Here is a 13,221-nt window from a genome sequence, read left to right as displayed (position 1 = left end):
GCCCCGGAATCCCCGGAGAACTCCGATCAGCTGCGCGGCTCCCAGCGGAAGGTGCGCCGCGCCACCAACAAAGCCAGCAGCGTCCACGCGGCCAGCACCACCAGATCCGTAAGCGTCGCGGTGAACACGCCCTCGCCCGGGGCCACGGCATGCCGTACCAGATCGGTAACCGCACCGCCGGGGGTGAACCGCAACGGCTGAGCGGCCTGCCCCGCCACGGCCGAACCCGCCCCACCACCGAGCAGCAACAGCAGGAACGGCAGCGTGGTGATCTGGGCGTGCTCGGCACTGGAGGTGAAACCGGTGGTGGCCACCCCCACGACGGCGCAGCAGACCGTGCCCGCCAGCACCGCCAGCAGTAGGAACAGCGCCTCCACCCGCAGCGGAGCGAGCAGCCGCAGCCCGACCGCGAGCACCACAGCGAGCTGCGCCACGGCGAGCAGCGCGGGCACGAGCACCAGCGAGTTGAGCACGGTCGTCGGAGAGGGCGCGGCGCAGCAGAGCCGCTTGAGGTAGTGCTCCTGGCGTCTGCTGGTCAGGGTGGTGGTCACGGTCAGGTAGACGGTGAACCCCAGGATCGTCAGGACCTGCATCGCCAGGGCGGGCACCGCCGTCGAGGGCCCGGAGGTCCTGGTCAGCAGCAGCCCCAGCACCACGGGAAGCAGCGTGGCGGTCACCGCGACAGTACGGTTGCGCAGCAACAGGTTGAGTTCGGCACGCAGCAGCGCCGGTACCGCGGTATGTGGTGTCCGCAGCGGTGTACTCATCGGAACTTCACCTCCTGCTGTGTTGCCCGACCGGGACGGCCGTCGCTCTCGCGTACCGCGTGGAAGACGTCCTCCAGGGAGGCCTGCCGGGCGCGCAGGCCGCTGAGGTGGATCCCGTGTTCCCGCGACCAGTCGAGCACCCGGTGCAGATCGGGCTGCAACGACTCGGTGCGGATGTCCACCCGGCCCGTGTCGTCCCGTTCCACCTCGCCGGCCAGCTCCGGGAGTCCGGGAGCTCGCGCGGAGACGGAGAACCGGATGCGGGCGCTCTCGGCGGACAGCACCTCGGACAGCGTTCCCGACAGTGCGATCCCGCCGCGGTGCATGATCGCCAGCCGGTGGGCCAGCCGCTCGGCCTCCTCCAGGTAGTGCGTGGTCAGCAGCACGGTGGTTCCCTCGGCCAGCAACCCGGCCACCAGTTCCCAGCTGGCCCTTCGCGACTCCGGATCGAGCCCGCTGGTGGGTTCGTCGAGGAACAGCAGCTCGGGGCGGGCCAGTGTGGCCAGCGCCAGATCCAGCCGACGGCGCTCACCACCGGAGAGCAGCTTGACGCGAACCCGCTCGCGGTGCCGCAACCCGACGGTTTCCAGGGCGGTGCGCGGGTCCTTCGCGTTCGGGAGCATGGCGCGCCACAACCGGGCCGTCTCCAGCACGGTGAGTTCCCCGGCGAATCCGCTCTGCTGCAGCATGATCCCGGTGCGGGGACGAACCTCGGCCCGCTGCCGCCACGGGTCCTTGCCGAACACCCGTACGCTTCCCTCGGTGGCCGGGCGGAGCCCTTCGACGGTTTCCAGCAGTGTGGTCTTGCCCGCACCGTTGGTGCCGAGCAACGCGAACAGCTCACCGGCACGAATGTCGAACCGCACGCCGCGAACGGCCTCGAAGGAACCGTAGGAGCAGCGCACCCGGTCGACGTTGACGACTTCTTCGAACATGTCCCCGAGCCTGCTGCCCACAGGGACGGTGCGGTAGGAACAGCGATCACCGATGTCGGTGACCGGGGTGGTCGAGGTGATGACATCCGTCATCGAGGCAAGTGACAATCGCGCTCGAATCGCCGCTCCGGTGTGTGTGGCTCGGCCCGGATCGGGGATGCTGCCCTGGTGAACTCCAGTGCTTCCGAGAACAGCGCCGCACGGGTACGCCGGGTGCACCGCTACACCTGGTGGATGGTGATGCCGACCGCGCCGATCTACTGTCTGCTCGCGATCGTCAATCTGGTGCACGGCCGGGTCGCGGGACTCTACAACAACGTCGAGCTGGCGGTGCTGTTGGCGGTGGTGCTGGTCATCGCGGTGGAGGGCACCCGTGCGTGCCGGATGATCATGCGCGGGATGGGCGCGGGCATCCCGGAGCCCGTTCGGATCACAACGGATTTCGCCGCGTCGCTGGTCGTGCTGGGCTACGTAACCACGCGCGAGATCCCCGCCTTCCTGGTGTTCACGCTGCTGCCCGCCCTGTTCGCGGCGGCGATAGTGACGGGGTCACGACGTGAACACCGCTGGTGGATGGGCTGCGGCTGTACGGTGCTGACGGCCGGAGTGGCGAGCGCGAGCGTGGTCGCGACGGGGAACGAGGAGTTCGTCCCGGTGACGGTGGGTTACGCGACGTTCCTGGTGGCGATGACGGTGTTCATGCTGCTGGTGCAGGGCTGGATCTGGGACGTGGTGTGCGAGCTGGACCGGGCCCGCGGCACGGAGGCGGAACTGGCCGTGGCGCGGGAGCGGCTGAGGTTCGCCAGCGAACTGCACGACGTGCAGGGGCATCACCTGCAGGTGATCGCGTTGAAGGGGGAACTGACCGAACGCATGATCGACAGCGACGCGGGCGCCGCGCGCGCCCAGGCGGCCGAGATCGCCGAAACGGCCCGTCGGGCGCTGCGGGAGACCCGCGAGGTCGTGCACGGTTACCGGCGCAGCGATCTGTCCACCGAGTTGAACAACGCGGTACGGATCCTGCGAGCGGCGAGCATCGAGACGACCGTCGAGGGCAGCAGCACTTCGGTGCCGCCGCCGCTGCAACCGCTGTTCGCCGCCATGGTGCGCGAGGGCACCACCAACATCCTCCGGCACAGCGGTGCCCGACGGTGCGAGTTGCGCATCGACGACACCGACGGCATATCGGTGACACTGTGCAACGATGGGGCCGGGAACGGATCGGAGCACGACGCCGGTTCGGGGATCGCCGGACTGCGGGATCGCTTCGACCCGATGCACGGCAGCCTCACGGCCGAACGTCGTGGCGAGTGGTTCGAGCTGGTCGGTCACGCCCCTACGCCCGGGGAGGATTGAGGACTCCTCCACGGCCCGCTCGGTGGCACCGGAACCGACCGGTACCAACCACCCGAGTACCCGAGGCGGAACGGAACTCCGAAAGGACGCCCGAGCATGATCGGTGTCGTGCTGGCCGACGACGAGGACCTGATCCGTGGCGCCATGGCGGCACTGCTCGACCTGGAAAGCGACATCGAGGTCCTAGCGCAGGCCAGCAGCGGCACCGAGGCGGTAGAGGCCGTCTCGCGCGAGCGCCCCGACGTGGTCGTGCTGGACCTGGAGATGCCCGAACTGGACGGTGTCGAGGCCACGGCCCGGATCGCGCGCGAGACGGCGACCCCGGTGGTACTGGTCACCAGGCACGCCAGACCGGGGGTGCTCAAGCGTGCGCTGAGCGCGGGGGTGCGTGGTTTCGTGCCGAAGACGACACCGGCGAGCAAACTCGCGGCCATTCTCCGCGACGTCCACAACGGGGGGCGCTACGTCGACTCCGAGATAGCCGCCAGCGCGCTCACCGAGGGGGACTGCCCACTCGGTGAGCGCGAGATCGAACTGCTGCGGCACACCCAGCACGGGGCCTCGGTCAGCACCATCGCCGAGCGGGTGCACCTGGCTCCGGGGACGGTTCGCAACTATCTGTCCGCGGCCATGAGCAAACTGGGGGCCGAGACCAGGCACGAGGCCGCTCGCCGTGCCTGGGAGGAAGGTTGGATCTGACCTCCCCGCCACGCACGCGAGTTCCACTGTGGATTCTCACTCCGAGGACAGCTCCCGCAGTGTCGCGCGCAGCGCGGCCACGGCGTCGGTGAGCTCGTCCGGGCGCACCGACAACGCGGGGCGCCACCGCAGCGAACGCGGACCGGAGGGCAGGAAAACGGTGTGATGACGCTGCCTGGCCAGGGCCGTCGCCCGGTCCCGCAGCGTGGCGTCCGGGAAGTCCAGCGCGGCCATCAGACCGCGACCGCGAGGAGCGGTGACCAGATCCGGGTACTCCGCGGCCAGCCCACGCAGCTCGGAGAGCAACAGCTCCCCCATCCGCGCCGCGTGGTCCAGCAGGTCCTCCGACTCGATCACTTCGAGGATCCTGGTGGCTCGCACCATGTCCACCAGGGAACCGCCCCAGGTGGAGCTGATCCTGCTGGGCTCGCGGAAGGCGTTGTCCTCGATGTCGTTCACCCGCCTACCGCCCATGACGCCGCACACCTGCAGTCGCTTGCCGAAGGCGACCAGATCGGGTTCCAGTCCCAGGGCCTGGTGCGCCCAGGGGTGGCCGGTGATGCCTCCGCCGCTCTGCACCTCGTCCGCGACGGTGAGCACGTGGTGCTCCCGGCAAAGCCGCTGCATCTCGCGCAGGAAGGCCGGACGCAGATGCCGGTCGCCGCCCTCCCCCTGGATCGGCTCGTAGACGAAGCAGGCGATCTCGTTGCCGTAGCGGGTCAGTGCGGCCTCCGCCGCGTCCAGTGCCTCCCGTTCGGCGGGTAGCAGCTCGGCCGTGTCCCACCGCGGTCCCGGTTCCACGGCGGGGCTCGGGATCCTGGGCCAGTCGAAGGCCGGGTAGTCGCGTACCTTCCTGGGGTCGGTGTTGGTCAGCGACATCGTGTAACCGGTCCGGCCGTGGAAGGCCCACCGCAGATGCATCGCGCGCGAGCCGCGCATCGGCACGCCGCGCCGCGCGTTGTGCTTGGTCTTCCAGTCGAAGGCCACCTTGAGGGCGTTCTCCACCGCCGGACCGCCGCCCTCGATGAAGAACAACCACGGCAACTCGGGATCCCCGAACACGCGCCGCAGGGTCTCGGCGAACCGGGCCTGTTCCACCGTGGCGAAGTCCGGGTTGGCCGGTTTGACCCTGCCCGCCCGCACCAGGGCCGCCTCGAACTCGGGAGTGCGCAGGCCCGGGTGACCGTGGCCGAGCGGCGCGGAGCTGAAGTACATCGTCATGTCGAGATACCGGGTGCCGTCCCGCAGGTCGCTGAGGCGGCATCCCTCGCCGGAGTCGAGATCGACGACCACGTCGAGCAGATCACCGGTCACCCGCGAGCGGAGTTCGTCGACGACGTTCGGAGCCTGCTCCTCCGGAGCGGCGTCGTGCTCGACCGGTGCGAGTCGCTGTGCGGTCATGTTCAGCCTCCTGTGGGCCGCGACTACCTCGCCTTAAGGAATTCATACCCCAAATCACGAATATCGAGCAATATTTTCCGTTTTAACTCCAGATAAAGAGAAAGATTTTCTTAGTGTCATCCCTTTGGGCGACATTAAGCGAGAAATATTCACTTCTCAGTGATCGCCGCGCTACTGTGACGCGCGTCATCCCCGGCGCGGAGGTAGGCGATGGACGGCGGAAACACGCTCGGCAGACGCCCGGTGCTGCGGGGCGGCCTGACCGCACTGCTGACGGCCGCCGCCGCGGGGCGCCCCGCCGCGGCGAGCGAGCCCGGAGGTGGGCACTACCTGCTCGGTCGCGGCATCGGCGACGTGACGGGCCAGCCCGCCGAGAACGGCATGATGGGCTACGCGCGGCTGGGGCAGCGCACCACAGGCATCCACCAGCGGCAACGCGCTCGCGCCTTCGTCATCGCCGAACGAACCGCCCCCGAACGGCGGGTGGCCGTGGTGACGGTGGACGCGGGGATGATCTTCGGGGCCGTGCGCCGCGCCGTGCTCGAACGCCTGGCACGCGCACACGGCACGCGCTACGGCGAGCACAACGTGCTGCTGACGGCCACCCACACCCACGCCGGACCGGGTGGCTTCTCCTGCCACACCCTCTACAACGTCACCACGCTGGGTTTCCAGCCCGGCACCTTCGAAGCGCTGGTGGCGGGCATCACCGAATCGATCGAACGCGCCGACGCCGACCTGGCTCCCGGAAACCTCCACATCGCACGCGGCGAGCTGACCAACGCCAGCGTGAACCGCTCCCGCGCGGCGTTCGACCGCAACCCGGCGACGGACCGGAACCACTTCCCCGACGCGACGGACCCGGCCACGGTGCTGCTGCGCTTCGAACGCGGCGGGAGGGCCGTGGGCGCGATCAACTGGTTCGCCACCCACGCCACCAGCCTCAGCCCGGACAACACGCTCATCAGCGGCGACAACAAGGGCTACGCCGCCTACCGGTGGGAGCGCGAGATCGCGGGAGTGGACTACCGCGCGGGCGACCCCGGGTTCGTCGCCGCGTTCGCGCAGTCCAACGCCGCCGACATGTCGCCGAACCTGGAGCTGCGCCCCGGAACCGGCCCCACGGACGACGAGTTCGCCAACACCCGGATCATCGGCGATCGACAGTACACCGCGGCGGCCCGGCTGCTGCGGGAGGCGACCACCGCCGTGGACGGCGGCATCGACCACCGAACGTCCTATGTCGACATGTCGGACACCCACGTCGGACCGGATTTCACCGGCGACGGAAGTCCGCACCGGACCTGCGCGGCGGCGCTGGGGGCATCGTTCGCGGCGGGTGCCGAGGACGGTCCGGGGCCGTCCTTCTTCGAGGAGGGGGCGGGCAACAACCCGTTCTTCGGCACGATCAGCCGTGCGCTGTACCGGGCGTCACCGCGACTGCGGAACCGGCAGGCACCCAAAGAGATCCTGTTGCCGGTGGGGTCGATGGGCTGGGTACCGCGAATACTGCCGATCCAGCTGGTGCGGATCGGCACGCTGCACCTGGTCGGGATTCCGCAGGAGGTCAGCATCGTCGGCGGGCTGCGGCTGCGCCGCACGGTGGCCGCCGAGCTCGGTGTGGAGCCCACCGATGTCGTGGTCGCGGGCTACGCCAACGACTACGCCGGGTACCTGACCACTCCGGAGGAGTACGACCAGCAGGCCTACGAGGGCGGCCACACCATGTTCGGGAGGTGGTCGCTGCCCGCCTACCAGCAGGAGTTCGCCAGGATCGCGGCCGACATGGCCGCCGGCCGGGACAGCGCCCGGGGACCGTCCCCGGCGGGCAATCCCGAGGGCGGCAGGGTGCGACTGCAGCCGGGAGTGGTGTTCGACTCCCCACCCGTGGGTCGGGAGTTCGGCGAGGTGCTGGAACAGCCCCGGGAGCACTACCGGCGCGGCGGGACGGCGCGGGTGGTGTTCGCCTCGGCACACCCCAACAACGACCCGCACCGCGGCGGCAGCTACCTGCTGGTGCAGCGCCGCTCGGCCGACGGTTGGGTGACGGTGGCCGACGACGGTGACTGGTCGACCCGGTTCCACTGGGCACGCCGTGGGGTGGCGGCCTCCACCGCGACCGTCAGCTGGACGATCCCATCGGACGCCGCCGAGGGCGACTACCGCATCGTGCACCACGGCGCCGCCAAGGCGGTGGGCGGGGAGATCACCCCCTTCTCCGGAACATCGCGGACGTTCCGGGTGGAGTGAGTCGGCCGGGACTGCCTGGCTGGTCACTTAGCTGGTTAATTCCAACTGGTCAAGGCTGTGCGATGTGGATGTCGATCCCGGCCTGTGACAGCGGTGCGGATCTGTCGGGCTGCGCCCATCGGACTTCGAGTTTCACGTGTAGTGGACTACCGCCGCGACAGTGAGTTCGATCGTGTGTATGCCGGTGAGGAGTAGGCCGATGCGGGTGGGCCAGTTGGGTCGCCATCCGGCGAGGCGTAGTCCGCCCACGCCTGTCCACCACAGCAGGCAGGCCAGTGTGCCGAAGAGGGTGTGGAGTTCGATGTTTGGTTCGTCGGGGTGGGTGATCGTCGAGATGAGGGACAGGTTCAGGACGACGGTGATCCAGCCGCTGTAGGCGAAGGCCGCTACGGCCAGCCCGGTTCCGGTGCATTCGCGCAGCAGGATCGTGGTGACCGGGGAGAGTCGGGGCATGGCGATGGGTCCGATTCGGTTCAACGGATTGGGTGTGATGCGGGATCCCCGGCCGGGGCGGGGTGGGAGCGGCCCCGTTCCCGGCCGGGGTGGTGCCGCGCCGGACGGGGAAGGGAAAACTCCGGCACGGCACCGGTCTGGGGGGTGTGCCCTGCTTCGGTCGCGGCGATTTCGCGGGAAATTGACGCGGCTGGGGCGGTGATTTCGTGGGAAATTGGCGGCGGGGTGTGGGTGGCCCCGCACGGCGGTGTGCGGGGCCGGGCGGGCGCGTGCCGGAGGTGTCGGGGTTTTCACGACACACGCCCGGGTCCGAAAGGGACGGTCAGGCCACGACTGGGAGACTGTGGTGACCGGTCCCTGCTGGACACGGGCTGGCGGGGGTTTCCTGGGCTGGTGTCTCGGGCTCGTCGGGATCGGCGACGGGCCAGCCTGGGTCGGTGTCGCTGTGAATGATCCGCAGTGAACGCAGCCGAGGCAGGTACGGCGGTAGGTGCCCGATCGTGTGCAGGCAGGCGTCGCAGACCGACCGGCCCTCCTCGTCGGGCGGGCCGCTGCTGGCCCGGCCGCGGTAGGGGCCACGGCGGGACAGGTGCCCGCACAACGCCCGCACCCCGTGGGCGTGGGCTTCGGTGTTGGCGGGGCAGGCGTGCCACTTCGACTCGAACACGCTGGAGAACCAGGCATGCCCACTACTGGTGTTCAGCGGTTCGGTCCCCACGCCAGCCGTACCAACACCAGCACGAGCAACGCCAGCAGCAGCACCGCGATCTCGAACTCGGACACGGCCCCTCCCGGGAACACGGCGTTTGGTGAGCAGGTGGCGCAGCGCGAGCAGCAGCAGGGTCAGCGTCATGAGGACCACCCCGCTCTGGCACCGATGGCCTCGTCCAGAGCTCCCCGCAGTTGCCGCGCCTCGGCGAGCGTGAGCAGTGAAGCCGCAGCCGGGGCGGGCGCCAGCAACGCGATGCCCTGAGCGGTGGGTTTGAGCCGCAGCACCGCCCGGCCGTGCCGCTGCTGACGGCACGGGATGACCGACCACTCCGACACACCGTCCACAGTGGCCGAAACATCGAGCTGGGCCAGCTCGCGAAGCCACGGCTCGTAGGAATTGACCGGGCTTGGCGGGTGGGCCTCGCTACCGCCGATCACATACTGCAGACACACCCGGCAGTAGTGATGCCACCCGCCCAAGATGCGTTCCGGCGGGTGCGGGGCGAGTTCGACCACCTCGCCGCAGAAACACGCCACGAACCCTTGGCCCGCCCGGGCGGACTCGGTGCGTTTGTAGAACGCGGTGGCATGAATCGCCCCGGAATCGGTGCCGGTGACGAACCGAGGCGGCGGCACGGACAGCTCAACGAGCGACGGCATGGCGCACCACCCGCCCCCGCAGACCCGACCACGCGATCATGGAACAACACTGCGAACACAGCTCCGGATCGGCCTCCGGGCCAGTGATCACGGCCATCTCGCCCAACCCCAGATAAACCTGGCACAGACTCAGCACCCACGAGGCCGTGTACTCGACCGGATGGCGCTCGATCGCATGCAGCCGTGGTGTCCGGCCAGACCGGTGATCGGCCTCGGTCGCGGCCAACACCACACACACCAAGCTGCGCGGAAACAACACCCCCACCTCACACCACCCCCACCAGGCAGCCGAGGTGCGGAAGTTCGAGACGCGCAACGACACACGTCACACAAAGCGATAGCATCAACAACGCTCCACATCAGTAGTAAACGGCTGACGGAGCCACCCCCGCGTGATGCTTGCCGGCGTACGCGGGAAGGGCTACTCGTCCGGTGGCCGCCACCGGACGAGTGGTCAAAACATCGATGACTCAGCTTTCGAGCCACCTGGCGCTACACGAATTCGCTCCAGCAGCACCGACACACGTCTGAACTGGACTCTTCACCGGTCGGACATGTCCTTCGATGGAGCCGTGTCGATGCCCGCGCGACTGTCTACCCCTCGGGTTCACTGCGCACCCCTGCCTCGCCCGATCTTTCACTTTTCGTATCTTGTCAATTACTCTCTATCAAGGTCTTACGCTATCGCGAAACTTTCGAGTTGACAACACAGTGCATAACACTGTCGTGTATAGAGCGTGAGCGTTCGATTCGGCGTGCGCTTGCGGTGACGACGTATCGAAGGAGGCGTCTCGTATGGCCACTGAGGATCCACAGGTCGTGCTGATCCAACTGGGGATTCTGCTGCGACGACTTCGGGAGGACGCGGACTTGAACGCTTCCGACGCCGCTGCGCACCTGGGCTGTTCCACGGCCAAGATCTCCAAGATGGAGAACGGCAAACAGGCCATCAAGTCCGATGAGGTCAGCGCCCTGCTGGAGCGCTACGGGGCGGATGACTCCCAGACAGCGGAGGCGCTGCGCCTGGCGGCAGTGCCGAAACCACGCAAGAAGGGCACCTACCGGGACTCCGTTCCCGACTGGTTCCGCCGATTCCTGGTCATGGAGTCCGAAGCCACCGAACTCTCCATCTACGAGAGCGAGATCGTGACCGGTCTTCTACAGACCGAAGACTACGCGCGCGTCTTGCTGCGAGCGGGTTACCCGCTCGCTTCGGCCCAAGAGCTCGAACAACAGGTCAAGATAAGGATGAACCGAAAAGCGGTACTCACCAAGGAAGACGCTCCGAAGGTCAGTGTCGTGCTGCAAGAGACGGCACTCCACCGAGTCATCGGAAATGACGCGATCATGCGTGAGCAGCTCACTCACTTGAACGAACTCTCCGAGCTGCCGAACGTGAGCCTGCACGTTCTCCCCTTTCGCCCCAGGACAACGCCGAATCACGACGAGGCGTACATAGCCAAGGCAGCGTTCGTGCTCTTGCGTCTGGATTCAACCGGTGTCATGGCCTACGTCGAAGACGTGGCAGGCGCTACCTATCCCGAAGAGAACTCAGTGATCCAGACGTATGCGACTGCCTACCAACGCCTCCGCGGTGCTGCGCTGCCTGAAGAAGAATCACACGGTCTCCTCGATAAGGTGAGGCGCGGATACAGCTAACCCAGACGAGAGGCCTGACATGACTACTAGCGCACGGTCCTTCACATGGCACGCTTCGAGCTACAGCGGCAACACCGGCAACTGCGTCGAGGTGGGAAATGCCGTAAACGTTGTCGGCGTACGCGACACCAAGGACCGCGATGGTGGGACTCTCGTGGTGGACAGCACCGCGTGGACTTCGTTCGTCGACGCGATCAAAAGCGACCGCCTCGACGGCTGAACCGCTGCCGTGAAGTCCCGCTCGATACTGCCGGGCGGGACTTTTCGCGTCTCCAGCCACGATGGCTGGTCGTGGTGTGCGGAGATCGAGACGTTCGGTTGCCGACGCTACGATGACTCCTGACCGGAACCGGCCGAGAAGTACTGAGCTCACATCCGAGGTGCGATGTCGCGGTGGCGCGAAAACGTGCAACGGCGGTCATAACGTCGCAGGTCGCAGAGGGTGCTCTCCACGGGCGTGGAGGTGGACCGCCGTTGATGGTCGGAGGGAACCCGGGCGCCGGGTGCTCTCCACGGGCGTGGAGGTGGACCGGGCTTCAGCAGACCCTGACGATGGCGCGCAACGTGCTCTCCACGGGCGTGGAGGTGGACCGCCTACGACGCGGTGCTCGACGGCGACACCGACGTGCTCTCCACGGGCGTGGAGGTGGACCGCGGCGGCCACCCAGGCCCGATCGAAAGTCCGGGTGCTCTCCACGGGCGTGGAGGTGGACCGACCCCATCGAGCACTAACAGCAGCCAACAGGCGTGCTCTCCACGGGCGTGGAGGTGGACCGGTCGTACGTCGCAGCCTGATGGTGTTCGAGGAGTTATCTCCACACGTGTTGACCGGGCTGGGCGGCACGTGGTCACCGGCAGCGATCAGGTACTCGGTACGCATCCGGCAGTAGTGGTGCCACCCGCCCAGCACCCCTCCGGCTGGTGCTGGGCCAGGTCGATCGCCTCGCCTCGGAACTCGACTCCACGATCACGGAGCAGCGCACACAGCTCGAGATCGGCCTCCGGCACGGCGATCCCGGACATCTCGCCCAACCCGAGCAGGACGTGACACCGGCTCACCACTCGGCGAAAGCGCCGTCCGAATCACGCCAGACCGGTGAACGCCAGCGGTGACCGCGCTCGGCGGCCTCGCGCACCTTCGCCTCGTCGATCTCGACGCCCAGACCGGGCGCCTGGGGCGCGGCGACGTGCCCCTCGTCGAACCGGAACGGGCTGGGATCGACCAGGTAGTCCAGCAGATCCGAGCCCACGTTGTAGTGGATTCCCCTGCTCTGCTCCTGGATCAGGAAGTTCGGGGTCGCGAAGGCGACCTGCAGGCTGGCCGCCAGCGCCAGCGGCCCGAGTGGACAGTGCGGCGCCAGCGTCACGTCGTGCGCCTCGGCCATCGCCGCGATGCGGCGCACCTCCGATATCCCGCCCGCGTGCGACAGGTCGGGCTGCGCGACCGCGATGCCGGAGGGCAGCACATCGCGGAAGTCCCAGCGGGAGAACAACCGCTCCCCCAGCGCGATGGGAATGGAGGTCGAGGTGACGACGTCGCGGACCTTGGCGGTGTTCTCCGGTAGCACCGGTTCCTCGACGAACAGCGGGGACAGCGGCTCCAAGCGAGGTAGCACCCGACGGCTCATCGCGGTGGAGAACCGGCCGTGGAAGTCCACCGCCACGTCACGCTCGTCGCCGAGCACCTCGCGCACCGCGGCGACCCGGCTGACCACCGCGTCCAGCTCGGCGGGCGTGTCGATGTGGCGCAGTCTGCCGCTGCCGTTCATCTTCACGGCGGTGAACCCGGCCTCGACCTGCTCGGCTGCCGCTTCGGCCACGTCCGAGGGCTCGTCACCACCGATCCACTGGTATACCCGGACCCGCTCGCGCACCGGCCCACCGAGCAGCCGGTGGACGGGAACGCCGTAGCTCTTGCCCGCGATGTCCCAGAGCGCCTGGTCTATGCCCGCCACGGCGCTGGAGAGCACCGGACCACCCCGGTAGAAACCGCCCTTGGTCATCACCTGCCAGTGATCCTCGATGGCCAGCGGGTCGCGCCCCACCAGCAGCTCGGACAGCTCGTCGACGGCCGCCGCGACGGTGTGGGCACGCCCCTCGACCACCGGTTCGCCCCAGCCGACGATCCCCTCGTCGGTGGAGATCCTGAGAAACAGCCAGCGAGGTGGCACCGGGAAAGTCTCCAGCCCCGTGATTCGCATGTCCACTCCGTTCCGCCTGTCGGGTTTCGCCTGTCGGGTTTCGCTCGTGGGGTTCGGTGTCCGCGCTTGCCGGGGGTCGCGTGCCCTCCCGGACCAGTACCGAGTCGAGCGAGAGATTCTGTATGACAG

Annotated in this window: 14 protein-coding genes and 1 CRISPR repeat array; of the genes, 5 read left to right on the top strand and 9 right to left on the bottom strand. The window is 68.2% G+C overall.

All coding sequences use genetic code 11. The features are described 5' to 3' along the window. Positions 1-26: 26 nt before the first annotated feature. Positions 27-767 (bottom strand): ABC transporter permease, encoded by a 741-nt coding sequence (locus J2S53_RS19970; protein ID WP_456242275.1) that lies wholly within the window; start codon positions 765-767, stop codon positions 27-29. Beyond that, the gene (locus tag J2S53_RS19965) at positions 764-1,702 is read right to left on the bottom strand and encodes an ABC transporter ATP-binding protein (RefSeq protein ID WP_456242840.1); all 939 of its coding nucleotides are present in this window, start codon (positions 1,700-1,702) and stop codon (positions 764-766) included. The genes J2S53_RS19970 and J2S53_RS19965 overlap by 4 nt, the downstream gene beginning before the upstream one ends. 168 nt (positions 1,703-1,870) lie before the next feature. Here J2S53_RS19965 and J2S53_RS19960 point away from each other — a divergent pair, with 168 nt between their 5' ends. After that, complete coding sequence (locus J2S53_RS19960) at positions 1,871-3,058, top strand: sensor histidine kinase (protein WP_456242274.1); 1,188 nt, start codon at positions 1,871-1,873, stop codon at positions 3,056-3,058. A gap of 96 nt (positions 3,059-3,154) precedes the next feature. After that, complete coding sequence (locus J2S53_RS19955; protein ID WP_456242273.1) at positions 3,155-3,757, top strand: response regulator transcription factor; 603 nt, start codon at positions 3,155-3,157, stop codon at positions 3,755-3,757. A 36-nt stretch (positions 3,758-3,793) separates the two neighbouring features. Here the strand turns inward: J2S53_RS19955 and lat are convergent, their stop codons facing one another. Then, complete coding sequence (gene lat / locus J2S53_RS19950) at positions 3,794-5,158, bottom strand: L-lysine 6-transaminase (protein ID WP_456242272.1); 1,365 nt, start codon at positions 5,156-5,158, stop codon at positions 3,794-3,796. A gap of 210 nt (positions 5,159-5,368) precedes the next feature. Here lat and J2S53_RS19945 point away from each other — a divergent pair, with 210 nt between their 5' ends. After that, on the top strand, positions 5,369-7,408 hold the full coding sequence (locus J2S53_RS19945; protein WP_456242271.1) for a neutral/alkaline non-lysosomal ceramidase N-terminal domain-containing protein: 2,040 nt from the start codon (positions 5,369-5,371) through the stop codon (positions 7,406-7,408). A 132-nt stretch (positions 7,409-7,540) separates the two neighbouring features. Here J2S53_RS19945 and J2S53_RS19940 read toward each other — a convergent pair whose 3' ends face one another. From J2S53_RS19940 to J2S53_RS19925, 4 genes are all read right to left on the bottom strand, one after another. Further along, the gene (locus J2S53_RS19940; protein ID WP_456242270.1) at positions 7,541-7,885 is read right to left on the bottom strand and encodes a hypothetical protein; all 345 of its coding nucleotides are present in this window, start codon (positions 7,883-7,885) and stop codon (positions 7,541-7,543) included. A gap of 298 nt (positions 7,886-8,183) precedes the next feature. After that, positions 8,184-8,579, bottom strand: coding sequence for a hypothetical protein (locus J2S53_RS19935; RefSeq protein WP_456242269.1), 396 nt, complete (start codon positions 8,577-8,579; stop codon positions 8,184-8,186). 131 nt (positions 8,580-8,710) lie between these two features. After that, positions 8,711-9,232: a hypothetical protein gene (locus J2S53_RS19930; protein ID WP_456242268.1), complete on the bottom strand. Its 522-nt coding sequence runs from the start codon at positions 9,230-9,232 to the stop codon at positions 8,711-8,713. Beyond that, positions 9,216-9,464: a hypothetical protein gene (locus tag J2S53_RS19925; RefSeq protein ID WP_456242267.1), complete on the bottom strand. Its 249-nt coding sequence runs from the start codon at positions 9,462-9,464 to the stop codon at positions 9,216-9,218. The genes J2S53_RS19930 and J2S53_RS19925 overlap by 17 nt, the downstream gene beginning before the upstream one ends. Positions 9,465-10,027: 563 nt before the next feature. Here J2S53_RS19925 and J2S53_RS19920 point away from each other — a divergent pair. Then, on the top strand, positions 10,028-10,891 hold the full coding sequence (locus tag J2S53_RS19920; RefSeq protein ID WP_456242266.1) for a helix-turn-helix domain-containing protein: 864 nt from the start codon (positions 10,028-10,030) through the stop codon (positions 10,889-10,891). A 19-nt stretch (positions 10,892-10,910) separates the two neighbouring features. Continuing rightward, the gene (locus J2S53_RS19915) at positions 10,911-11,111 is read left to right on the top strand and encodes a DUF397 domain-containing protein (protein ID WP_456242265.1); all 201 of its coding nucleotides are present in this window, start codon (positions 10,911-10,913) and stop codon (positions 11,109-11,111) included. Positions 11,112-11,333: 222 nt separating this feature from the next. After that, a CRISPR array of direct repeats spans positions 11,334-11,667; the repeat unit is 29 nt; unit sequence GTGCTCTCCACGGGCGTGGAGGTGGACCG. Between the two features lie 85 nt (positions 11,668-11,752). Here J2S53_RS19915 and J2S53_RS19910 read toward each other — a convergent pair. Both J2S53_RS19910 and dgoD read right to left on the bottom strand, forming a co-directional pair. After that, positions 11,753-11,950, bottom strand: a complete 198-nt coding sequence (locus J2S53_RS19910) for a hypothetical protein (protein ID WP_456242264.1) — start codon at positions 11,948-11,950, stop codon at positions 11,753-11,755. Further along, positions 11,947-13,092: a galactonate dehydratase gene (gene dgoD, locus J2S53_RS19905; protein ID WP_456242263.1), complete on the bottom strand. Its 1,146-nt coding sequence runs from the start codon at positions 13,090-13,092 to the stop codon at positions 11,947-11,949. Before dgoD ends, J2S53_RS19910 begins: the two co-directional genes overlap by 4 nt. Positions 13,093-13,221 lie beyond the last annotated feature (129 nt).

The sequence above is a fragment of the Actinopolyspora lacussalsi genome (assembly GCA_030803735.1).
GTDB classification, from domain to species: Bacteria; Actinomycetota; Actinomycetes; order Mycobacteriales; family Pseudonocardiaceae; genus Actinopolyspora; species Actinopolyspora lacussalsi.
This window is presented reverse-complemented; position numbering and strand designations above follow the sequence as displayed.

Bases quoted from the DNA above. Each gene is read 5' to 3' on its own strand.
- J2S53_RS19945 (WP_456242271.1), top strand. From the start codon at position 5,369: ATGGACGGCGGAAACACGCTCGGCAGACGCCCGGTGCTGCGGGGCGGC.
- J2S53_RS19955 (WP_456242273.1), top strand. From the start codon at position 3,155: ATGATCGGTGTCGTGCTGGCCGACGACGAGGACCTGATCCGTGGCGCC.
- J2S53_RS19970 (WP_456242275.1), bottom strand. From the start codon at position 767: ATGAGTACACCGCTGCGGACACCACATACCGCGGTACCGGCGCTGCTG.
- dgoD (WP_456242263.1), bottom strand. From the start codon at position 13,092: ATGCGAATCACGGGGCTGGAGACTTTCCCGGTGCCACCTCGCTGGCTG.
- lat (WP_456242272.1), bottom strand. From the start codon at position 5,158: ATGACCGCACAGCGACTCGCACCGGTCGAGCACGACGCCGCTCCGGAG.
- J2S53_RS19930 (WP_456242268.1), bottom strand. From the start codon at position 9,232: ATGCCGTCGCTCGTTGAGCTGTCCGTGCCGCCGCCTCGGTTCGTCACC.
- J2S53_RS19965 (WP_456242840.1), bottom strand. From the start codon at position 1,702: ATGTTCGAAGAAGTCGTCAACGTCGACCGGGTGCGCTGCTCCTACGGT.
- J2S53_RS19915 (WP_456242265.1), top strand. From the start codon at position 10,911: ATGACTACTAGCGCACGGTCCTTCACATGGCACGCTTCGAGCTACAGC.
- J2S53_RS19920 (WP_456242266.1), top strand. From the start codon at position 10,028: ATGGCCACTGAGGATCCACAGGTCGTGCTGATCCAACTGGGGATTCTG.